The following is a 20,895-nucleotide window of genomic DNA, read 5'->3' as shown; positions in this document are numbered from 1 at the left end:
GGAATGATGTGTTGCTGGGGAGGGCCTCTTCGCGGGCAAGCTCCGCTCCCACAGGTTTTGTGTCGAGCACAGCATTCGGGCTTGACTCAAATACTGTGGGATCGCCGAACCGCCGCGAAGGCGTTATGACTGGCTCCGGATGAACTCAAGCCAACATCCTAGCCCGGATCACGAAAATCCGGATGGAAATTGCCCGGCACCGCCACGCTGACACCCGTGCGGGTAGCGATATCGATCCCCTCGCTGGCCACTTCAGCCAGGAAGTCGATCTGCTCCGGGGTAATGACATACGGCGGCAGGAAATACACCACGCTGCCCAGCGGCCGCAGCAAGGCGCCGCGCTCCAGGGCGTGCTGGAAGACCTTCAACCCACGGCGCTCCTGCCACGGATAGGCGGTTTTGCTCGCCTTGTCCTGGACCATCTCGATCGCCAGGGTCATACCCGTCTGGCGAACCTCGGCGACATGCGGATGGCCCACCAGATGCGCGGTGGAACTGGCCATCCGCTGGGCCAAAGCCTTGTTGTTCTCGATAACGTTGTCCTGTTCGAAGATATCCAGGGTTGCCAACGCCGCCGCACAGGCCAGTGGGTTGCCGGTGTAGCTGTGGGAATGCAGGAACGCCCGCAGGGTCGGATAGTCGTCGTAGAAGGCGCTGTAGACGTCTTCGGTGGTCAGGCATGCCGCCAGCGGCAGGTAACCGCCGGTCAGGGCCTTGGACAGGCAGAGGAAGTCCGGTCGGATACCGGCTTGCTCGCAGGCGAACATGCTCCCGGTCCGGCCGAAGCCCACGGCGATTTCATCGTGGATCAGGTGCACGCCATACCGGTCGCAGGCCTCGCGCAGCAGCTTGAGGTAGACCGGATGGTACATGCGCATGCCGCCGGCACCCTGGATCAGCGGCTCGACGATCACCGCGGCGACGCTGGCGTGGTTTTCCGCCAGGGTCTGTTCCATGACCAGGAACATATTGCGCGAATGCTCTTCCCAGCTCATGCCTTCCGGACGCAGGTAGCAATCCGGGCTCGGCACCTTGATGGTGTCCAGCAGCAGGGCCTTGTAGGTTTCGGTGAACAGCGGCACATCGCCCACCGACATTGCCGCCACGGTCTCGCCGTGATAGCTGTTGGTCAGGGTGACGTAACGCTTCTTGTCCGGCAGGCCACGGTTGAGCCAGTAATGAAAGCTCATCTTCAGCGCGACTTCTATACAGGACGAACCGTTGTCGGCATAGAAGCAGCGGGTCAGGCCTTCGGGCGTCATCTGCACCAGGCGTTCGGACAGTTCGATCACCGGCTGATGGCTGAAACCGGCGAGGATCACGTGCTCGAGCTGGTCGACCTGATCCTTGATCCGCTGGCCGATGCGCGGGTTGCAGTGACCGAACACATTGACCCACCAGGAACTGACCGCGTCGAGGTAGCGCTTGCCGTCGAAATCCTCCAGCCAGACGCCTTCGCCGCGCTTGATGGGGATCATCGGCAGTTGCTCGTGATCTTTCATCTGGGTGCAGGGATGCCATACCACCGCGAGGTCGCGTTGCATCCACTGGTTATTCAGGCTCATTTCCACTCTCCGGGCGCTTGTCCGCGACGCAGGCGGACACACAATCGCGCAAGCCTATGCAATGCGCGGCCGTAGGACAACCCATGGCGTCGTTGCCGAAACATGGAGAGCCCGAATAAACCCGTGGGCCCAGGTGTTCACTTCACGGATCGACCTTAATATTTTCTTAACGCGCTCGTCTCAGACTGATAATCGTATTTTTCGATATTTCAAAGCGAAATTTTCCGCTTTAATTCGATAGGTAAACCATTAGTCTTGGGCGCATCACTTACAGGATTCCGGCAATGCAGCTACGCAATTCATCCTCTCGCTACGGTGCTGTCAGTATCTTCCTGCATTGGGGCGTTGCCCTGGTGGTGTTTGGTCTTTTTGCGCTGGGCTTGTGGATGGTCGGGCTCGACTACTACAGCGAATGGCGCAAGGCGGCGCCGGACCTGCATAAAAGCATCGGCCTGACCCTGTTCGCGGTCATGGTGCTGCGGCTGATCTGGCGTTTTATTAGCCCGCCGCCGCCGTCACCGGCCAACCATGGTCGACTGACCCGCCTGGGTGCCAAGTTCGGTCATGCGTTCCTCTATCTCGGCCTGTTTGCCTTGATGTTTTCCGGGTACCTGATTTCCACCGCCGAAGGTGTCGGGATTCCGGTGTTCAACCTGTTCGATGTGCCTGCCTTGATTTCCAGCATCCCCAATCAGGCGGATGTGGCCGGCAGTGTGCATTTGTTCCTGGCCTGGACCGTGGTGATCTTTGCGGTTCTCCATGGTCTGGCTGCTCTGAAACACCACTTTATCGACCGTGATGCGACGCTGACCCGCATGCTGGGTCGCAAAGCCTGATGTTCAACCTCGACTCAAAAGGAATAGAAGTATGTTGAAAAAGACTCTCGCCGCTCTGGCAATCGGTTCTGCACTGTTTGTTGCCGGTCAGGCGATGGCTGCGGATTACGTGATCGACAAGCAGGGCCAGCACGCCTTCGTCAATTTCAAGATCAGCCACCTGGGCTACAGCTACATCACCGGTACCTTCAAGGACCTGGACGGCAAGTTCAGCTTTGATGCGGCCAAGCCTGAAGACAGCAAGATTGAAGTCAACGTGCGTACCGCCAGCGTGTTCACCAACAATGCCGAGCGTGACAAGCACATCTCCAGCAAGGACTTCCTGGACGTTGCCAATATTGCCGATGCCAAGTTCGTCTCCACTGCGGTCAAATCCACTGGCAAGAATGCCGATGGCAAAGACACGGCTGACGTGACGGGCGACCTGACCTTGCACGGCGTGACCAAGTCGATCGTGGTCAAGGCTACCTTCCTGGGTGAAGGCAAGGATCCATGGGGCGGCTACCGCGCTGGTTTCGAAGGTGTAGCGCACATCAAGCGTTCGGACTTCGGCAAGATGATGGATTTGGGTCCAGCGTCTGATGCGGTAGAGCTGTACATCACGTTTGAAGGTGTGAAAGCGAAGTAATGCTGAGAATGTAGGAGCTGGCTTGCCAGCGATAGCATTGGTGAATGCACCATCGAATCGCCAGCAAGCCGGCTCCCACAATAAATGGGGGCCTGAAAGGGCCCCATAAAAAACGCCCCCGGCTCTCACGAACCGGGGGCGTTTTTCATTGCGCCATCAACTCAGCGATTGCGAGTCAACAACGCCGGCTTCTCGCCTCTTGGACGCCCTGGCAGTTGATCCAACTGCTCAGGCGTCGGGAAGCGATCGCTCTTCGACTCTTTATGAATGATCTTCGGCCCTGGCCCGCGCGGGTTCTGCACCGCCGGCTCTTCCCGAGGCTGATCATCCCGCGCCGGACGACGATTGCGCGACTCCTCACGACGGGCTTGCCCATCACGGGGAGCGCCATTACGTGGACCGCTGCGCTTGGCCGGAGGCGTCCCGGTAGTCGCACCGTTGCTGCTACGCGGACCATTCTGACGACCCTGCGGCTGCCCGGTACGCGGAGCACCCGCACCCGCGGCGCCACCCTGAGCCGGAGCCCCCGGACGACGACCACGACCTTGAGCCGGCTTGGCCTGAGGCACGTAGTCAACGCGATTCCCAAAGTTATCCACATCGTCATCCAGGAACTCATCCGGAGCACGATCCGCCGCCGCGCGTGGCGGCTGGCTTGGCTGACGCTGTTCGCGAGCCGGAGTCCCTTCACGGGGCTTCTGCTCGCGAGCCGGACGCTCACCGCGACCGTTGGCGGGGGCCTTTTCCTTGCCGCCCTTGTCCTTGCCTTTATCCCGACGACCGCCACCACCACCGCCGCCGTTCGGGCCATCGCCCTTCGGACCGCGTGGAGGCGTGCGTGGATTACGCACATCCGGACGCTCGCGCACTTCCGGCTTCTCGGCTTCCACGGCGCTGGAATCAAAGCCCATCAGGTCGCCGTCGGCGATTTTCTGCTTGGTCATGCGCTCGATGCTTTTCAGCAGCTTCTCTTCGTCCGGCGCGACCAGGGAAATGGCCTCGCCCGAACGACCGGCCCGGCCGGTACGGCCGATACGGTGCACGTAGTCTTCGTCGACGTTCGGCAGTTCGAAGTTCACCACGTGCGGCAGCTGGTCGATATCCAAACCGCGCGCGGCGATATCGGTGGCCACCAGGATGCGCACTTCACCGGCCTTGAAGTCGGCCAGGGCTTTGGTGCGGGCGTTCTGGCTCTTGTTGCCGTGGATGGCGACAGCGCTCAGGCCGTGCTTGTCCAGGTACTCGGCCAGGCGGTTGGCGCCGTGCTTGGTGCGGGTGAACACCAGGACCTGTTCCCAGGCGCCGGCGGTGATCAGGTGCGCCAGCAGCGAACGCTTGTGGCTGGCGGCCAGGCGGAACACGCGCTGTTCGATACGCTCGACCGTGGTGTTCGGCGGCGTGACTTCGATGCGTTCCGGGTTGTGCAGCAGCTTGCCGGCGAGGTCGGTGATGTCCTTGGAGAAGGTCGCCGAGAACAGCAGGTTCTGACGCTTGGACGGCAGGCGCGCGAGGACCTTCTTCACGTCATGGACAAAGCCCATGTCGAGCATGCGGTCGGCTTCGTCCAGCACGAGGATTTCCACGTGGGACAGGTCGACGCTGCCTTGGCCGCACAGGTCGAGCAAACGACCCGGGCAGGCAACCAGCACGTCGACGCCACGGGACATGGCCTGAACCTGTGGGTTCATGCCGACGCCGCCGAAGATGCAGGCGCTGACGAATTTCAGGTCACGGGCGTAGACCTTGAAGCTCTCGTGGACCTGGGCAGCCAGTTCACGGGTCGGGGTCAGGACCAGGACGCGGGGTTGGCGCGGGCCGTGACGCTGGGATTTGTCCGGGTGACCGTTGGGAAACAACCGTTCCAGAATCGGAAGGGCGAAGCCTCCGGTTTTACCCGTACCTGTCTGTGCCGCGACCATCAGGTCGCGACCTTGCAACACGGCGGGAATGGCCCGCTGTTGCACCGGAGTAGGCTCGGTGTAGCCGGCTGCCTCGATGGCAGCGACCAAAGCCTCGGAGAGACCGAGGGAAGCAAAGGACATGAGTAATCCTGTTCAGTTAGGGCTTGGCCCGATGGGAATCTTGCCTGGCGCGAATGGCGTTTCAGGTTCTGCAAGAGGAAAGCTGGCCGCATGTCTTGTGGCCCGGCGAGTTTTCTTGCAGACCCCTGGGGCGCATCCCGTCCGGTCCTGCTGGGCCTTGAGGCTCTACGCACTGCTCGCGCGGGCCCTTGGGCGGCGCTGGTCGCAGTGTCGGAATACCTGATGCAAGGTCGAGCGTCCGGGCGTGAGCCTGGCGGGAACGCCGGAGTATAACAGAGCAAACGCCGCGCGCCGCTTTCCTGCTGCTCAACGGTTTGTGCTTTTGTTATCAGGGGCGGCGCAGTCCCGGGTCCGGGTGGCGTTCCGACGAAGCTCCGGCGTTCTTGAGGGCCCCTTCGCGAGCAAGCTCTGCTCCTACAAGGTCCTGCGTAGATCAAGGGACGTTTTTGGCCTTGTCGGTATAGCGGGCAACCAGCGCGGCGTAGGCCGGTTCACGCTTGAAACGCCGCAGCTCGGCGCCGAAACGCTGGACCAACAGGTCCATTCCTGCGTTACGGCGGATCGCCAGGTACTGGCTTTCCCGGGCAATCACCGTCGGGTACTGGTCGACCTGGTCCTGCAACTGCAGTTGTTTCAGGAGGCGCTGGCCGACCCGCCGATCGGTGATCAGCAGATCGATGCGACCGCGGACCAGTTTGCCGAAGTTGGCTTCGTGACTGGGCCCGTCTTCGCGCTTGAGGCCCGTGGTGTCCTTGAACACCGAACCGTACAGATAACCAGGCGAGGTGCCGATGGTCAGGCCCTTGAGTTCTCCCAGGGTGGTAAAGGGATGAGGGCGGGCCTTGGCGAAGAACATCACGAACTCCACTTCCGACAAGGGTTCGCCGGGGTAGAGCAGACTGTTGTCGCGCTCGTGGTTGTGGAAGATATCCAGGGCGCCATCGGCCTGGCCCTGGTCGAGCAGCATCAGGCAGCGTTTCCAGGGCAGGAACTGCCACTCGACCTCTACGCCCAGGCGCTGGAAGACAGTGGCCGTGGTTTCGTAGTCGAGCCCTTTGGCCTGGCCGTTTTCTTCGTAGGCGTAGGGGGCCCAGGGATCGGTGACAATACGCAGCTTTTCACCTTGAGCGGCAAAACTCAGGCAAGCAAAAAGCACGGCTGTCAGAAGTTGGGCAATGACGGGCATGGCTGGAGATTACGACGCTGGAGCGGCGAATAGAAGCGCTGGCGTGTTTTCTCTGGGGGGCTTGCTCGGGTAACACGGTTGCAGCCCCCGGATTTCCAGGGGCTTGCAGTTTTCAGCGCGGCAGCTTCAGGTTGTTCCAGATCGCCAGGCTCGGTTCCGCCTGGTTCAGGGTGTAAAAGTGCAGCCCTGGCGCGCCACCTTCCAGCAGGCGGTCGCACATCTGGCTGATCACCTGCTCGCCGAAGGCCTGGATGCTTTGGGTGTCGTCACCGTAGGCTTCCAGTTGCTTGCGGATCCAGCGTGGGATTTCCGCGCCGCAGGCGTCGGAGAAGCGCGCCAGCTTGCTGTAGTTGGTGATCGGCATGATGCCCGGCACGATCGGGATGTTCACGCCCATCGCCCGTACGCGCTCGACGAAATAGAAGTAGCTGTCGGCGTTGAAGAAGTACTGGGTGATCGCGCTGTCGGCGCCGGCGTTGGCCTTGCGCACGAAGTTCTGCAGATCGGCTTCGAAGTTGCGCGCTTGCGGGTGCATTTCCGGGTAGGCGGCGACTTCGATATGGAAGTGGCTGCCGGTTTCTTCACGAATGAAGGCCACCAGGTCATTGGCGTGCAGCAACTCGCCGCTGGCCATGCCCATGCCGGAAGGCAGGTCACCGCGCAGGGCGACGATGCGCTGGATACCGGCGCCCTTGTATTGCTGCAGCAGGCCGCGCAGGTCGGCTTTGCTGTCGCCGACGCAGGACAGGTGCGGTGCGGCGGGAATCTTTACTTCGCTCTCGAGCTGCAGCACGGTATTGATCGTGCGGTCGCGGGTCGAACCACCGGCACCGTAGGTGCAGGAGAAGAAGTCGGGGTTGTAGCTGGCCAACTGACGGGCAGTGGCGAGCAGTTTTTCTTGCCCAGCATCGGTCTTGGTCGGGAAGAACTCGAAGCTGTAGCGACGATCTTGGGACATGGTCGGATCCTTGGAAACGCGAAAGCCGGATGCTGGCTCTTGTAGGAGCAAGCTTGCTCGCGATGAACGCGACGCGGAGTGTCAGTGACACCGCTATCGCGAGCAAGCTCGCTCCTACAAGGAACCAGGCGTATCAGTAGCGATAGGCGTGCGGCTTGAACGGACCTTCGACGGCCACGCCGATGTAGTCGGCCTGGGTCTTGGTCAGTTGGGTGACCACGCCGCCGAAGCCGCGGACCATTTCCAGGGCCACTTCTTCGTCGAGTTTCTTCGGCAGCACTTCCACGGTCAGGCGCTCGGCTTTCTGAGCGGCGGGCAGGTCGGCGTACTTCTGGCCGAACAGGAAGATCTGCGCCAGGACCTGGTTGGCGAACGAACCGTCCATGATGCGGCTTGGGTGACCGGTGGCGTTACCCAGGTTTACCAGACGGCCTTCGGCCAGCAGGATCAGGTAGTCGTCGTTCTGTGGATCGAAATCGCCGTGACCGGTGCGATGGACCTTGTGCACCTGTGGCTTCACTTCTTCCCATGCCCAGTTCTTGCGCATGAAAGCGGTGTCGATTTCGTTGTCGAAGTGACCGATGTTGCAGACCACGGCGCGCTTTTTCAGGGCCTTGAGCATGTTGGCATCGCAGACGTTGACGTTACCGGTGGTGGTCACGATCAGGTCGATCTTGCCCAGCAGGGCCGCGTCGATGCTGGCGGCGGTGCCGTCGTTCAGGCCGTTGATGAATGGCGAAACCACTTCGAAACCGTCCATGCAGGCTTGCATGGCGCAGATCGGGTCGACTTCGGAGACCTTGACGATCATGCCTTCCTGACGCAGGGACTGGGCCGAGCCCTTGCCCACGTCACCGTAGCCGATCACCAGCGCTTGCTTGCCGGACAGCAGGTGGTCGGTGCCGCGCTTGATGGCATCGTTCAGGCTGTGACGGCAGCCGTACTTGTTGTCGTTCTTGCTCTTGGTCACCGAGTCGTTGACGTTGATGGCCGGGATTTTCAGCTCGCCCTTGGCCAGCATGTCCAGCAGGCGGTGCACGCCAGTGGTGGTTTCTTCGGTCACGCCGTGGATTTTGTCCAGCATGGCCGGGTATTTCTTGTGGATGATCTCGGTCAGGTCGCCGCCGTCGTCGAGGATCATGTTGGCGTCCCAAGGCTGACCGTCCTTCAGGATGGTCTGCTCGATGCACCACTCGTACTCTTGCTCGGTTTCACCTTTCCAGGCGAACACCGGGATACCGGCAGCGGCGATGGCGGCAGCGGCCTGGTCCTGGGTCGAGAAGATGTTGCAGGACGACCAGCGTACTTCGGCACCCAGGACAACCAGGGTTTCGATCAGTACGGCGGTCTGGATGGTCATGTGGATGCAGCCGATGATCTTGGCGCCTTTGAGCGGCAGCTCACCGGCGTACTTGCGGCGCAGACCCATCAGGGCCGGCATTTCCGATTCGGCGATGATGGTTTCGCGACGGCCCCAGGCAGCCAGGGACATGTCGGCGACTTTGTAGTCGTTGAAATCTGCAGGCGTGTTGACAGCGCTCATGAAGAGCCTCCATTCGTAGTATGCGAATGGGCGCCGTTGTGCGTTTAGTGTCCGTGCAGGGAGTCCTGAACGAACAACGCCCCATCCGAGCCTGACAGGTCGAGCCTGCTGCAGCGCCCCTCGGACAGGTGGCGGGAAAACGGTATCAAGGGAAGATGACCGTTTTGAAACGACCGGCATTATAACGCGGCTTTTGCGGCTTGCCCAAGTGATTAGCGTGCAGTTTGTCGCGTCGACCCGCCCGGGGTCGACGCTGAAGGTTTCCAACTGGGGGTCAGGGCTGAAAGTCGAGCTCCAGGGGCATGGAGAAATAGCCGAGGATCGAGCAGTCGTTCCCAAGCAGGGCAAAGCGGATATCGAGGCCGGTACGACCATGGGCATTCAGGCGGCTTTCCCAGAAATAGTCATCCGCTGTTTCTGTTTCAATCTCCAGCAGGTTGTCGAAGCGCGGCCGTGCCAGGCTGACGCCGGACCGCGTGGACGCCGTCGCGGGGCTGAGGATGCTGTTGTTCAGGACCTGGAGGTCGTGCACAAAAAGCAGGTTTTCGCCGCGCAGGGCAATCGGCGCAAAGCGAATATGCAGGCTGTCCCCGGGGTGTGCCGAGAGGCTGAAGGGCTGTTCTTCCGGGCCTTGCCAGTGTTCCGGACGAGCGCCCTGGATAAACAGGTGGCGGGACTGGACCCTGGTCGGCGAATCAGCCGAGGCACTGGGACCGGGATGATTCTCGAGCAGGGTTTCGGTGTCGAGGACAAACAGCAGGTGTCTGTCGAATGCGTCTTGGGGCATGGAGGTCTCCTTCCCTGAGTCTGCCGATGCTGCGCCCTGGCCAGCTTGCCGCGGTCAGCCGTGGCGGGCCGCCAGGGATGACGCCTCGCGTTGGCCACGAAGCGTCAGCGCAACAGCCGCCTCAGTTATGGATGGTGATGAATGGATCCCAGGAGAAGTAGCCGCAAGGTTTGCAGTCGCGGTCCACGATCATGAAGTTGAAGTGGTAGGTCACACGACCGGTCTCCAGTGTCTCGGACGACCAGTAGTAATTGTCGACTTTCTGACAGGTCGGAATGACCGGGTTGCTGGTGTTGGGCTGGGCGAACGAGGCGGTTGCCTTGCGTGGCGTCGGGGTCGAGATCAGGTTGGCGCCGACGTTGCCGATGAACCGGTAGAAAATCACCGATTTCTCGAAGCCCAGGGACAGGCTGGTTTCCCGCCAGCGGATCAGGTCGCCGACCTGCGCCTTGAGATCCAGTTCGCCACCGGCCTGGCCGCTGACCACGTTGTCCTGGTTGGTGATCATGTAGACGTGTTGCCAGTCGATCAGCGTCGGCTGATCGGGGTTGCGGCTGGGGTTGGGGTATTTTTTCAGGATGGTTTCAGTGTCAAAGCTGACAAGTACATCAGTAACTCTAGACATGTTTAAGCGTCCTTACTTGGTGGTAGGTCAATGGTGAGATGCTGGTCTCCCATGGCCTCGCGGAGCTTGCGCGTCCTGCGCGTTCGTCTGATGGCGCTATGTTGCCAAGTTCCGGTTGGCTGAATGCTGGGTCCGTTCCAGCAGGTCACGGACGGAGAATAGCCAAGGGCAAAGAGCTGTCAAACAGCCTTGTGGCTAATGGGTCATTTTTAGACTGGTGGTCGCGGGTGGTTGGAGTCGGTGGGCAAGCGTTCTAACATGAGGGCTCAGGCCTGTCGGATATTTTCATCCGGCGGCAAGACGGTCAGGAGAATGCATGAATTTCCACACCCGCAAATGGGTCAAACCCGAAGACCTCAATCCCAATGGCACGCTGTTCGGCGGCAGCCTGCTGCGCTGGATCGACGAGGAAGCGGCGATCTACGCCATCGTCCAATTGGGCAACCAGCGTGTCGTGACCAAGTACATCTCCGAGATCAACTTCGTCAGCGCCTCGCGCCAGGGCGACATCATCGAACTGGGCATCACCGCCACCGAGTTCGGTCGTACGTCCATCACCCTGACCTGCGAAGTGCGCAACAAGATCACCCGCAAAAGTATCCTGACCGTGGAGAAAATGGTCTTCGTAAACCTTGGCGAGGATGGCTTGCCAGCGCCCCACGGGCGGACCGAGATCAAGTACGTGAAGGATCAGTTCAAGGAAGACGAGGCGGCCCAGGCGTGATCGGTTGGGTTGTGGCATAAGGCTATTTGTTGCTGTTATTTTGTAATAAATTATCGTTTTGCGATAATTTTACCCCCTGTTAGTTTCTTTGCCGGGTCATCCGGCCAAAGAACTGACAGGAGTATTCAATGAAAGATGATCGTTTGATCAGGCACAGTCGCTGGTTGGCGAATGCCACCTTGGTTTTGCTGGTGAGCATGTTGCTGTTGAACGTGGCTTGCTGGCTTTTCCCGGTGCTTGTCGAGCATGGGCTGGACTTCAACCTGACCTCCCTGGTCAGGGATCTTGAAGTCGACATCGCCGCAATGCCCTGGTGGCAGGTGGCTGGCGGCATGTTGCTGAGCAGCATTCCATTGCTGGTCCTGACGCGTGGGTTGGAAGCGTTGCGTGCTTTGTTCCAGACCTATGCGCAGGGTGAATATTTTTCCCGGGAAACGGCCAGCCTGCTGGGCGCGGTAGGCAAGAGTGTCGGTCTCTGGGTGCTTTGCAGTGTGCTGCTGTATCCGCTGATGAGCGTGTGGATAACCCTGTTGCGGCCACCGGGAGAGCGCCTGCTGAGTCTCGGTTTCAGCCCCGCTCAATTGGTGGCCTTGTTTCTGGCCGCCGCGGTCATGCTGGTGGCCCGGATCATGGGCAATGCCTGCCGGATGGCCCGTGAAAACCAACAGTTCATCTAGCAGGGTGTGTCGATGTCGATTGAAATAACGCTGGATGTGATGCTGGCCATGCGCAAGGTCAAGTCCAAGGACCTGGCGGTGCAGATTGGCATCACCGAACAGAACCTTTCGTTGTTGAAGCAGGGCAAGGTCAAGGGCTTTCGCCTGGCGACCCTTGAGGCCATTTGCCAGGCGCTCGATTGCCAGCCCGGCGATCTGCTGAAATATCGACCCGTCGTAACAGGCGCTGACGCTTAAGCCGAGGTATTGACCAAGGACTGAGTACGGCGTTGCAGGAAGATAAAGAACAGCGCCGCCAGCAGCGTGACGCAGCCGCTCAACGCCCCGGCCCAGGGCAGGTCCGCCAGGTCGATGCCGCTGCCCACCACCAGTCCGCCGATCCAGGCGCCGGTGGCGTTGCCCAGGTTGAAGGCGCTCTGGTTCAGGGTCGAACCCAGGTTCGGCGCTTCATGGGCCTGGTCGATGATCAGCAGTTGCAGGATCGGACACAGGGCAAAGGCAAAGATCCCCCACAGCACCAGGGTGATCGCCGCCGGGATGACCGAGCGGCTGGTCTGGCTGAACGCCGCCAGCACCAGCACCACCGCCAGGGCCATGCCCACCAGCGAGGGCAGCAGGCGGCTGTCGGCCAGGCGCCCGCCGAGCATGCTGCCCGCCGTCAGGCCGACGCCGAACAACAGCAGCATGATCGTGACCCCGTGGGGGCTGACACCGGTGACGTCCTGCAGGATAGGCGCGATATAGGTGAAGACACTGAACAGGCTGGTCGAGGCCAGCACACTCATGCCCAGGGCCATCAGCACATTGGTCTTGCCCAGTACGCGGAACTCGCTGGCCAGGTTGGCCTTGTCCATGGCGATATGTTTCGGCAGCCAGACCCACTGCGCAATGGCCGCGATCACGCCAATCACCGATACCGCCCAGAAGGTCGAGCGCCAGCCGGCGTATTGCCCGAGGGCAGTGCCCAGCGGTACGCCGAGCACATTGGCCAGGGTCAGGCCGGTGAACATCATCGCAATGGCCTGGGCCCGTTTATTGGGCGCGACCAAACCGGCGGCCACCACCGAGCCGATGCCGAAGAAGGCGCCATGGCACAAGGCCGTGACCACGCGTGCGGCCATCAGGGTGGTGTAGTTCGGCGCCAGGGCGCAGAGCATATTGCCGAGAATGAACATCAGGGTCATGCCCAGCAGCGTGGCCTTGCGCGGCATGTTCGCGGTGCCGATGGCCAGGATCGGCGCGCCGAAGACCACGCCCAGGGCGTAGCCGGTGATCAGCAGGCCGGCGCTGGGAATGCTGACGCCAAGGTCGCGGGCGACATCGGGCAGCAGGCCCATGATGACGAATTCGGTAGTGCCGATGCCGAAGGCGGCAACGGCGAGGGCAAGCAAGGCGAGTGGCATGCGGGTGATCTCCTGGGCAGCGGGGCCGGGCGTACGCATGCCACTGGCCCGATCACGTGCGATCGGGCAGAAGCGGAATTTATTGGAATAGGTCTATGCGCATGAAGTGCGGCGTGGTGCGGTCAGTATAAACAGCCGCACAGCGTTGGCGAATCGGTTTCTGCGGATTGTCCGGTTATGCGCTAGTGTTGTCGGCGACGCCTCTGGGCACTCTTCAAGGACCCTGTTATGACCGCTGCTTTCTGGTGTGTATTGATCGCGTTTTGCCTGCCTTACCTGTGTATCGGTATCGCCAAGTTCAGTGGCGGCAAGTTCGGTCCGCGCCAGAACCATGATCCGCGGGCCTTTCTCGCCGGTCTTGAAGGTTTCGCCAAACGGGCCCATTCGGCGCATTTGAACAGCTTCGAGGTGAACCCGGCCTTTGCGGCGGCGGTGATCATTGCTCATTTCGTCGGCACGGCGTCACTGGTGACCATCAATGTGCTGGCGGTGCTGTTTATCACCAGCCGCCTGCTCTACATCATCTGCTACCTGGCGGACTGGGCGATGCTGCGCTCGCTGGTGTGGTTTGTCGGGATGGCCTTGATTGCGGCGTTCTTTTTCGTGTCGATCTGAGGGGGCGTTTCAGTCATTGGGTTGTGCAGCGTCTGTACGGGCCTCTTCGCGGGCAAGCCCTGCTCCTACAGGGTTGTGTCGTACACAAAGTTAGCGAACGACATCAGGGCTTGCCCGCGAAGAGGCCCGTACAGGCTACGCACTAATCAGCTACCGACATCCGCTGCCTTGGGCAACGCCACGCCCTTGGGCCACAACATCCAGATATTGCCTTTCTGCTTCATATCCCCGGCCAGTTGCCCCGCCGCATCGCCGGTGCCCCAGAACAGATCGGCGCGGACCTCGCCGGCAATCGCGCCGCCGGTATCCTGGGCCGCCACCGGACGCACCAGGGCGCTGCCGTCCGGCTTGGTGGTCGACAACCACAACAAGCTGCCCAGCGGAATCACCTTGCGATCCACCGCCACGCTATAGCCGGCGGTCAGCGGCACGTTCAGCGAACCGCGTGGCCCTTCATTACTGTCCGGGTTGCGGGCGAAGAACACATAGCTGGGATTGCTACCGAGCAATTGCGGGATACGCGTCGGATGGGCCTTGGCCCAGGCGCTGATGGCGCCCATGGTGACGTCTTCCTTCTTCAACTCGCCCTGTTCCACCAGCCAGCGGCCGATGGCGCGGTAGGGGTAGCCGTTCTGGTCGGCGTAACCGATCCGCAGCTGCTGGCCGTTGTCCAGGCGAATCCGGCCCGAGCCCTGGATCTGCAGGAATTGCAGGTCCATCGGGTCGGTCAGCCAGGCCAGTACCGGGGCCTTGACGCCCTGGGTGGCGATCAGCGCCGCATCGTCATAGGGTTTCACCACCCGACCTTCCAGCCGTCCGCGCAGGCGCTTGCCCTTGAGTTCGGGGTAGAGACTGTCGAGCTGCACGATGATCAGGTCGTCCGGTACGCCATACACCGGCACCGTGGCCTTGGCGGTCTGGGTCAGGCTGCCGGGGTAGACGGGCTCGTAGTAGCCGGTGATCAGGCCGTCGGCGCTGTTCTGCGCGGAGCGCAGGCTGTAGACCTCGAGGTTCTGCTGGAGAAAATCGCGAATGGCTGCCGGAGTATTGGCCACGGAGGCGGCCGCCAGACAGGTCGGCCCCCAGTTGGTATCGGCCTTGAGCCGGGCACAGGCACTACGCCACGAGGTGAAACCCGCTTGCAGGTCGGCGTCGGACACGGTTGGCAGCGCTTGCCAGTCGGCCTTGAGGTAGGTGTCCACCGGGGCTGGAGGTGTTGGAGGTTGCTTGGGTTTGCAGCCGGCGAGCAGGGCGAGTACGCAAAGGCTTGCGGCCAGTCGTTTGAAAGAGGTGTTCATACAGCGGTGAATTCCTTGGGTAATGGCCTGTTCAGACTTTGTTCAGTAAATCCACTGATTTAGTGTGGTTAAGAAAGGTTCGGGCTCTTGGTCTTTGGCGATCAGGCGAGGATACTGGCCGCCGTTTCCCGTGACCTGAAGCCATCATGACTCTTAAAAGACTTTCTGTTGTATTGCTGGCCTGCCTGACCCTCAGTGCGTGCGGCGGTGTCGACCCGAATTCTCCTTTGGGCCAGCGCAAGGCCATTTTCAAGCAGATGCTCAAGACCAGCGAAGACCTGGGCGGCATGCTGCGCGGTCGCATTCCTTTTGACGGGCCGCGTTTCGTCGAGGGCGCGAACCAGCTCGACAGCCTGTCCCGCGAGCCGTGGAAACACTTCCCGCAAGTCAAGGAAGCGGAGCATACCAGCGCCCGGGACGCGGTCTGGCAGAAGCAGGCGCATTTCCAGGAGTTGGCGCGCTCGCTGGAAGCGGCGACCGGGGAGCTGCGGGTTGCCAGTCAGGTCCAGCCTTACAAGGCCAGTACCCTGAAGCCGGCGGTCGAGAAGGTCGAGGATGCCTGCGATGCCTGTCATAAGGAATTTCGCGATCATTGAGGTGGACGGACGATAAAGGGCAACAGCGCCTACACGGGTGTGCGGTGTTTTCAGGGGGCCGGTGGCCTACTTGTCCAGTTCATCCAGCGCGTTCTGCAAGTCCTTGCGCGACTCGGCGAGCTTTTCCTTTCGCTTGTTGATCTTGTCCGGATCACCCTTTTTCATCGCCTTGTCGAGGTCGGCCTGACGGCGGCTGACTTCGTGCTTGGCATCGAGCACCTTGTTTTCCCGCTCTCTTTTCAGCGAGGCATCGGTGCAATGGGTGGTCACTTCGTCCAGTGCCTTTTCCAGGCCGGTCTGTTGCTCGCTGTTGCCCTGGGCCTTGGCGATGTCGAGTTGGTTGCTGATGGCCTGGCGCTTGGCCGCGCAACCGGTCAGTTCGGTGGGTTCTTCAGCAGCCAGCAAGGGGGCGGCGAGGACGCTGCACAAGGTAAAAATCGCCAGCGGTGGAAAAAATTGCATAAACACTCCGGACTGAAACACTGATTGAAAAACAGTCACTCTGAAAATAGATGGCCGTGCTGTCTGTATGAATTATCTGAAATAGACATGGATTGTCTCCTTAAAATCCCGCGATACCGGCATTACGCAAAGATTCGGCCAGGGCCTGCACTTCCTGGTCGCGGAAAAAAGCGCTCAGTTGCAGGGCCCGCTCCGCGCCGACGCCGGGTATGGCCTGCCACGCCTCGGTCGTACGACCTGCCAATACCGGCCAGGACTCGTCCAGCGGTGCCGTTGCACTGGGAGGCAGCCCCAGCGCCTTGAGCCAGCGCTCGAACGGTCGTTGTCGGGCCAGTTGCACGGTTTCCAGCCATCGCGCACGGCTGCGCGGGCCAAAGCCGGCAATGGTAGCAAGCTCTTCCTCCTCCAGGGTCAACCAATCGAGCAGTCGATGGATGTGCCCGCTCGCCAGCAGCTTTTCCCAGGTGCCGCCGCCCAGGTGCGGCAGGTCCAGCCCCTGCTTGCCGCTCAGCCAGCGCAGGCGGGCAAGAAACTGGCTTTCGCATCCCGGGCCATATTGCCAGCAGCTCAGGGCATGGAAGTGCCGAGGGTCGGGGACGGACAGCGGTTCACGTTCGCGGCTGCGCCAGACCACGCTGTCCAGGCGCGGGATGGTCAGGCCGGCGAGGCTGATCGCCACCTGGTCGCCGGGGTGGATATCCAGGGCCTGCCAGCGTGGCAGCGAACCGAGGCTGACCCGCTTGATCTGCCGGTCATCGAGTAGCACCGGCGTCAGCTCCAGCATGGGGGTAATCCGCCCGGTCCGGCCGATGTTGAAACTGACTTTGCGCACATGGGCCAAGGCCTGGGCGTGGGGGTATTTCCAGGCCACGCTCCAGTAGGGGGGTTGGGCTTGCCAGTTTTTTGCGGCGAGGCGTCGACTCTGGCGCAGAACCACTCCGTCGCTGGCGAACGGTAATGGCTGGTGGTACCAGTGATTGCGCCAGTGTTCGGCTTCCGTGAAGTCTGCGATGGGCTGGCTGTAGGTCTTGCTGTCCGGGAAGCCCAGTGCCTGCAATCCGTCCAACCGTTCCTCCTGTGTCGCCGGCCCTTCCGGCCAGTCCCAGACAAACAGGCCGATGCCCGCCGCCTCCGTGCTGCCGAGCTGGTGCCGGGCCATCAAACCGGCCACGGTGCCACGGGCATTCAAGCTACCTTGGTGGGCCTGCACATGATTCGGCAAGCGCCAGTACAACTCGCCCTGCAGCACCAGGTCGCGGGCCTCCGGCAAGGTGCCGGGGATTGCCGGAATCTTGCGGGCCGAGGCGGTCCAGTCCTGCCCGCTCAACCCGTTGCCGCGACTGATGACCTGGTGCAGCCGGCCCTGGCGATACACCAGGGTCACCGCCACGCCATCGACCTTGGGCTGAATCCACAGGCCTTCGCGGCCCTTTATCCAGGCCCGGACGGCTTCGGCGTCCGGCAGTTTGTCGAGGCCGGTATGGGCGGTTGGATGAAGGGCGGGGCCGCCCGCGCCCGCTGTGGTGTCCGGCTTGGCGGAGGGCAGCCGGAAACAGCCGCGCCACTGTTCAAGCCGCTGTCGGGATTGGTCGTAGAGTTCGTCGGCCACCGGCGAGCGACCTTGTTGATGGTAGCTGTGGTCCCATTCAGCCAACTGGGTTTGCAGGGCGTCGACTTCTCGCCGGGCGCGTTCCGCTTGCCAGTCCGGGCAAACGTCGGCCTGGGCCGCGAGGTAAAAGACCAACAACAGAAAACCACTGAAGAAGCGCATCGTGAGCATCCTTGCTCGGACTAAAACCCAAGCCTAGATCACCCCGCGCATAAAAAAGCCCCGCGCGAGGCAGGGCTGTTTTACTGCGTGTGTCGGCTTACTTGAGCAGACCGCCCAGTGCCTTCATGCCAGTATCCATGGCCTGGGCCTTGGGGTCCTGGGCGGCAGCGGGAGCCGCTGCTGGTTGTGGCGCCGTGGCCGCCTGGCCGTTGAGCTTGGTGCAGCCCTTGGACGCCTGGTCCATGGCCATTTGCAGGCCGCTGACCTTCAGGTCGTCGCCCTTGGCCTTGGCGCTATCGATCTTCGCCTGCAGGTCCTGGATCTGCTTGTTGCAAGGGCCTGCGCCGGCGGCGGTAGTGGCCGGCGGCGTTGCGGCGGTACCGCCCAGCTGCGATGTCAGGCCACCGGCCAGGGTGCTCAGATCGGCGGCCTGGGCGGACAGGGAAAACAGGCCGAGCAGGATGGCGGCGGGGGCGAGTGCGGAGAGACGCATGGCAAACCTCAATGTTCGATTGACGGCGCTAAAGGGAGTCTCGAACGGGCGCCGTGCAATATCCAAGTGGGAAAAGGGTTCGAGAGGGGGCGGGATTCTAGGGATGCATGCGTCGACGCGCAAGTTTCGACGGGCATGAAAAAGCCCCCCATGGCCGGCCATGGAGGGCTTTTGTGACGCAGGCTACATTACAGGCCGGCAGCCGCTCGCAGCGCGTCTACGCGGTCGGTCTTTTCCCAGGTGAAGGTGGTGAAGGTGTCGTCGCCGACGGTCTTCTGCTCCGGGGTGCGACCGAAGTGGCCGTAGGCCGCGGTTTCCTGGTACATCGGGTGCAGCAGGTCGAGCATGGTGGTGATGGCGTATGGGCGCAGGTCGAAGATTTCGCGAACCAGCTTGATGATCTTGTCATCGCCGATCTTGCCGGTGCCGAAGGTGTTCAACGAGATCGAGGTCGGTTGCGCGACGCCGATGGCGTAGGACACCTGGATTTCGCAGCGATCGGCCAGGCCGGCGGCGACGATGTTCTTGGCTACATAACGACCGGCGTAGGCGGCGGAACGGTCAACCTTGGATGGATCCTTGCCGGAGAACGCACCACCGCCGTGACGGGCCATGCCGCCGTAGCTGTCGACGATGATCTTGCGACCGGTCAGGCCGCAGTCGCCCACCGGGCCACCGATGATGAAGTTGCCGGTCGGGTTGATGTGGAACTGGGTGTCCTTGGTCAGCAGTTCGGCAGGCAGCACGTGCTTGACGATCAGCTCCATCACGCCTTCGCGCAGGTCTTTGTAGGAGACCTCCGGGTTGTGCTGGGTCGACAGCACGATGGCGTCGATGCCGACCACCTTGCCGCCTTCGTAACGGCACGTCACTTGCGACTTGGCGTCCGGGCGCAGCCAAGGCAGCAGGCCGGATTTACGGGCTTCGGCCTGGCGCTGAACCAGTTGGTGGGAGAAGGCGATCGGCGCGGGCATCAGCTCCGCGGTTTCGTTGCTGGCGTAGCCGAACATCAGGCCCTGGTCGCCGGCACCCTGGTCTTCCGGCTTGCTGCGGTCAACGCCCTGGGCGATGTCCACGGACTGCTTGCCGATGATGTTCATCACGCCACAGGTGGCGCCGTCGAAGCCGACGTCGGAGCTGTTGTAGCCGATGTCGAGGATCACGTTACGGACGATGTCTTCGAGGTCGACCCAGGCCGAAGTGGTCACTTCGCCGGCGATGATCGCCACACCGGTTTTCACCAGGGTTTCGCACGCGACACGGGCGAACTTGTCTTCCGCAATGATGGCGTCCAGCACCGCATCGGAGATCTGGTCGGCGATTTTGTCCGGATGCCCTTCGGACACGGACTCGGAGGTGAAAACGGAATATTCGCTCATATCGATGGTTTTCCTGAGTTACCGATGGTGAGGGTGCCAGCCGGTCGCTGAAAATGGCGAACCTGAATCTGGAAACCATTACGTAAGCCTACATAGAGGCTGTCCTCGGGCACGAGCCCCGCAGCGATGGCCCAACGGGCCAGATCGTCCTGTTCGAACCCCAACCAGAGATCACCGCAGGCCTCCCTGGCCCAGCTCTGGTTGTGGCTACACAATTCTGTCACTAACAAACTACCGCCAGGTTGCAGCAGGCCGGCCATCTGCTTGAGGGCCTCGGCCGGCGCGGCGAAGTGGTGCAACACCATGTTCAGCACCACGCAATCGGCCTGCAACCGGATATCTTGCAGTGCATCGGCCAGATGCAGGCTGACATTAGCCAGGGCTTCACGCTCACACAGTTGGCGGGCCAGTTCGAGCATCGCCGGGCTGTTGTCCAGCGCCGTGACCTGCTGGAAGCGCCGCGCCAGTTCCGGCAGGAAAGCGCCGTCGCCGGGGCCGACTTCCAGGGCCGTGGCCTGGGGGCCGAAGCTCAGCTTGTCGAGCAGCGCCAGCACGCTTTCGCGGTACTGCGGCAGGCCGGCGATCAAGTCTTGCTGGGCGCGGAATTTCTCCGCCACCCGGGCGAAAAAGTCCTGGCTGGCGGCGGCGCGCTGGCCGTGGACCAGGCCGATGCGGGCTTGTACGTCGTCGGGCAAGTCGAGCGCGTCGACTTCCTCCAGCAGCGCCGCATGCAGCTTGCCACCCAGACGTTCGGTATGGGGCAGGGCGCGGCGGTAGAAAATCGCATTGCCTTCACGACGGGTCGCCACCAGGTCGGCCTGGGCCAGTACCTTCAGGTGATGACTCATGCCGGATTGGCCGATGCCGAAGATCTGCGCCAGTTCCAGCACGCCGAACGAATCGTTGGCCAGGGCCCGCAGGACGTTCAGGCGCAACGGATCGCCGCCGGCCTTGCACAGGGCGGACAGGTCGTCGCTGGCGTCATGACGAATCGCGGACACAGGTAAATTCATAAGGCCAGCAGTCTAGTGATCCCTCGGTCGCCTAGCAAGATCAATATCAAAAAGTTTTGATATTGAATGATGGATGGCACTTTCAGGTCTTCGTGGCCCTCTACAGACCGACAGCGGAAAGGTTTCACCGAAGGAATGCGCAACTATCCGCAGGAAAAACGCCCCGCAGCGACTATCTGTCATTGCCCCCTGGCGGTCCCTGAGGGAAAATGCTCGCCTTTTTTCCGTTTCGTTTTATTCACTTTCAATTTCAACATCCCCAGGAGATCAGCGATGCCCAGCCGTCGTGAGCGT

21 protein-coding genes and 1 riboswitch are annotated in these 20,895 nt (G+C 61.6%); of the genes, 7 read left to right on the top strand and 14 right to left on the bottom strand.

What is annotated here, in order from left to right; all coding sequences use genetic code 11:
* Positions 1 to 158: 158 nt before the first annotated feature.
* The gene (locus M5C01_RS07635) at positions 159 to 1,565 is read right to left on the bottom strand and encodes an adenosylmethionine--8-amino-7-oxononanoate transaminase (protein ID WP_152736847.1); all 1,407 of its coding nucleotides are present in this window, start codon (positions 1,563 to 1,565) and stop codon (positions 159 to 161) included.
* 284 nt (positions 1,566 to 1,849) lie between these two features.
* Between M5C01_RS07635 and M5C01_RS07630 the strand changes: the two genes are divergently transcribed.
* Both M5C01_RS07630 and M5C01_RS07625 read left to right on the top strand, forming a co-directional pair.
* A complete protein-coding gene (locus M5C01_RS07630) occupies positions 1,850 to 2,401 on the top strand; it encodes a cytochrome b (protein ID WP_152736848.1) in 552 nt (183 codons plus the stop codon).
* 31 nt (positions 2,402 to 2,432) lie between these two features.
* On the top strand, positions 2,433 to 3,029 hold the full coding sequence (locus M5C01_RS07625; protein ID WP_103498390.1) for a YceI family protein: 597 nt from the start codon (positions 2,433 to 2,435) through the stop codon (positions 3,027 to 3,029).
* Positions 3,030 to 3,190: 161 nt separating this feature from the next.
* Here M5C01_RS07625 and M5C01_RS07620 read toward each other — a convergent pair whose 3' ends face one another.
* From M5C01_RS07620 to M5C01_RS07595, 6 genes are all read right to left on the bottom strand, one after another.
* Complete coding sequence (locus M5C01_RS07620; RefSeq protein ID WP_103498389.1) at positions 3,191 to 5,071, bottom strand: DEAD/DEAH box helicase; 1,881 nt, start codon at positions 5,069 to 5,071, stop codon at positions 3,191 to 3,193.
* Between the two features lie 433 nt (positions 5,072 to 5,504).
* Positions 5,505 to 6,257 (bottom strand): transporter substrate-binding domain-containing protein, encoded by a 753-nt coding sequence (locus M5C01_RS07615; protein WP_152736849.1) that lies wholly within the window; start codon positions 6,255 to 6,257, stop codon positions 5,505 to 5,507.
* 112 nt (positions 6,258 to 6,369) lie between these two features.
* Entirely contained in the window at positions 6,370 to 7,215 is an 846-nt protein-coding gene (gene metF / locus M5C01_RS07610; RefSeq protein WP_103498387.1) for a methylenetetrahydrofolate reductase [NAD(P)H], read from the bottom strand.
* A 133-nt stretch (positions 7,216 to 7,348) separates the two neighbouring features.
* The gene (locus M5C01_RS07605) at positions 7,349 to 8,758 is read right to left on the bottom strand and encodes an adenosylhomocysteinase (protein ID WP_152736850.1); all 1,410 of its coding nucleotides are present in this window, start codon (positions 8,756 to 8,758) and stop codon (positions 7,349 to 7,351) included.
* Between the two features lie 21 nt (positions 8,759 to 8,779).
* Positions 8,780 to 8,886, bottom strand: a riboswitch (S-adenosyl-L-homocysteine riboswitch).
* Between the two features lie 146 nt (positions 8,887 to 9,032).
* A complete protein-coding gene (locus tag M5C01_RS07600) occupies positions 9,033 to 9,545 on the bottom strand; it encodes an AidA/PixA family protein (RefSeq protein WP_152736851.1) in 513 nt (170 codons plus the stop codon).
* Positions 9,546 to 9,666: 121 nt separating this feature from the next.
* A complete protein-coding gene (locus M5C01_RS07595; protein ID WP_100944655.1) occupies positions 9,667 to 10,170 on the bottom strand; it encodes an inclusion body family protein in 504 nt (167 codons plus the stop codon).
* Between the two features lie 316 nt (positions 10,171 to 10,486).
* Between M5C01_RS07595 and M5C01_RS07590 the strand changes: the two genes are divergently transcribed.
* The 3 genes from M5C01_RS07590 to M5C01_RS07580 all read left to right on the top strand — a co-directional run bounded on the left by M5C01_RS07590 (position 10,487) and on the right by M5C01_RS07580 (position 11,808).
* Positions 10,487 to 10,894: a hotdog domain-containing protein gene (locus M5C01_RS07590; RefSeq protein WP_152736852.1), complete on the top strand. Its 408-nt coding sequence runs from the start codon at positions 10,487 to 10,489 to the stop codon at positions 10,892 to 10,894.
* Between the two features lie 128 nt (positions 10,895 to 11,022).
* Positions 11,023 to 11,571, top strand: a complete 549-nt coding sequence (locus M5C01_RS07585; RefSeq protein WP_152736853.1) for a DUF2975 domain-containing protein — start codon at positions 11,023 to 11,025, stop codon at positions 11,569 to 11,571.
* A gap of 12 nt (positions 11,572 to 11,583) precedes the next feature.
* Positions 11,584 to 11,808: a helix-turn-helix transcriptional regulator gene (locus M5C01_RS07580; RefSeq protein ID WP_152736854.1), complete on the top strand. Its 225-nt coding sequence runs from the start codon at positions 11,584 to 11,586 to the stop codon at positions 11,806 to 11,808.
* On the opposite strand, the gene M5C01_RS07575 is transcribed toward M5C01_RS07580, so the two are convergent.
* Complete coding sequence (locus M5C01_RS07575; RefSeq protein ID WP_152736855.1) at positions 11,805 to 12,974, bottom strand: MFS transporter; 1,170 nt, start codon at positions 12,972 to 12,974, stop codon at positions 11,805 to 11,807. The genes M5C01_RS07580 and M5C01_RS07575 overlap by 4 nt on opposite strands.
* Before the next feature lie 228 nt (positions 12,975 to 13,202).
* Here M5C01_RS07575 and M5C01_RS07570 point away from each other — a divergent pair, with 228 nt between their 5' ends.
* Positions 13,203 to 13,589 carry an MAPEG family protein gene (locus M5C01_RS07570; protein ID WP_103498381.1) on the top strand — a complete coding sequence of 129 codons (387 nt, stop codon included), beginning with the start codon at positions 13,203 to 13,205 and terminating at the stop codon, positions 13,587 to 13,589.
* A gap of 146 nt (positions 13,590 to 13,735) precedes the next feature.
* Here the strand turns inward: M5C01_RS07570 and M5C01_RS07565 are convergent, their stop codons facing one another.
* Positions 13,736 to 14,887: an MltA domain-containing protein gene (locus M5C01_RS07565; protein WP_152736856.1), complete on the bottom strand. Its 1,152-nt coding sequence runs from the start codon at positions 14,885 to 14,887 to the stop codon at positions 13,736 to 13,738.
* A gap of 146 nt (positions 14,888 to 15,033) precedes the next feature.
* Between M5C01_RS07565 and M5C01_RS07560 the strand changes: the two genes are divergently transcribed.
* Positions 15,034 to 15,483 (top strand): cytochrome c, encoded by a 450-nt coding sequence (locus M5C01_RS07560; RefSeq protein WP_152736857.1) that lies wholly within the window; start codon positions 15,034 to 15,036, stop codon positions 15,481 to 15,483.
* A 66-nt stretch (positions 15,484 to 15,549) separates the two neighbouring features.
* Here the strand turns inward: M5C01_RS07560 and M5C01_RS07555 are convergent, their stop codons facing one another.
* The 5 genes from M5C01_RS07555 to M5C01_RS07535 all read right to left on the bottom strand — a co-directional run bounded on the left by M5C01_RS07555 (position 15,550) and on the right by M5C01_RS07535 (position 20,601).
* On the bottom strand, positions 15,550 to 15,945 hold the full coding sequence (locus M5C01_RS07555) for a DUF1090 domain-containing protein (RefSeq protein WP_103499424.1): 396 nt from the start codon (positions 15,943 to 15,945) through the stop codon (positions 15,550 to 15,552).
* A gap of 100 nt (positions 15,946 to 16,045) precedes the next feature.
* Positions 16,046 to 17,716, bottom strand: coding sequence for an NAD-dependent DNA ligase LigB (gene ligB, locus M5C01_RS07550; protein WP_152736858.1), 1,671 nt, complete (start codon positions 17,714 to 17,716; stop codon positions 16,046 to 16,048).
* 97 nt (positions 17,717 to 17,813) lie between these two features.
* On the bottom strand, positions 17,814 to 18,209 hold the full coding sequence (locus tag M5C01_RS07545) for a DUF1090 family protein (RefSeq protein WP_152736859.1): 396 nt from the start codon (positions 18,207 to 18,209) through the stop codon (positions 17,814 to 17,816).
* A 188-nt stretch (positions 18,210 to 18,397) separates the two neighbouring features.
* Positions 18,398 to 19,588 carry a methionine adenosyltransferase gene (gene metK / locus M5C01_RS07540; protein ID WP_152736860.1) on the bottom strand — a complete coding sequence of 397 codons (1,191 nt, stop codon included), beginning with the start codon at positions 19,586 to 19,588 and terminating at the stop codon, positions 18,398 to 18,400.
* Positions 19,585 to 20,601, bottom strand: a complete 1,017-nt coding sequence (locus tag M5C01_RS07535; protein ID WP_103499428.1) for a metalloregulator ArsR/SmtB family transcription factor — start codon at positions 20,599 to 20,601, stop codon at positions 19,585 to 19,587. The genes metK and M5C01_RS07535 overlap by 4 nt, the downstream gene beginning before the upstream one ends.
* Positions 20,602 to 20,895 lie beyond the last annotated feature (294 nt).

The sequence above is a fragment of the Pseudomonas sp. MWU12-2319 genome (assembly GCF_023242525.1).
GTDB classification, from domain to species: domain Bacteria; phylum Pseudomonadota; class Gammaproteobacteria; order Pseudomonadales; family Pseudomonadaceae; genus Aquipseudomonas; species Aquipseudomonas gingeri_D.
Note: the sequence above shows the minus strand (reverse complement) of the source record. Positions and strands in the feature narration are given on the sequence as shown.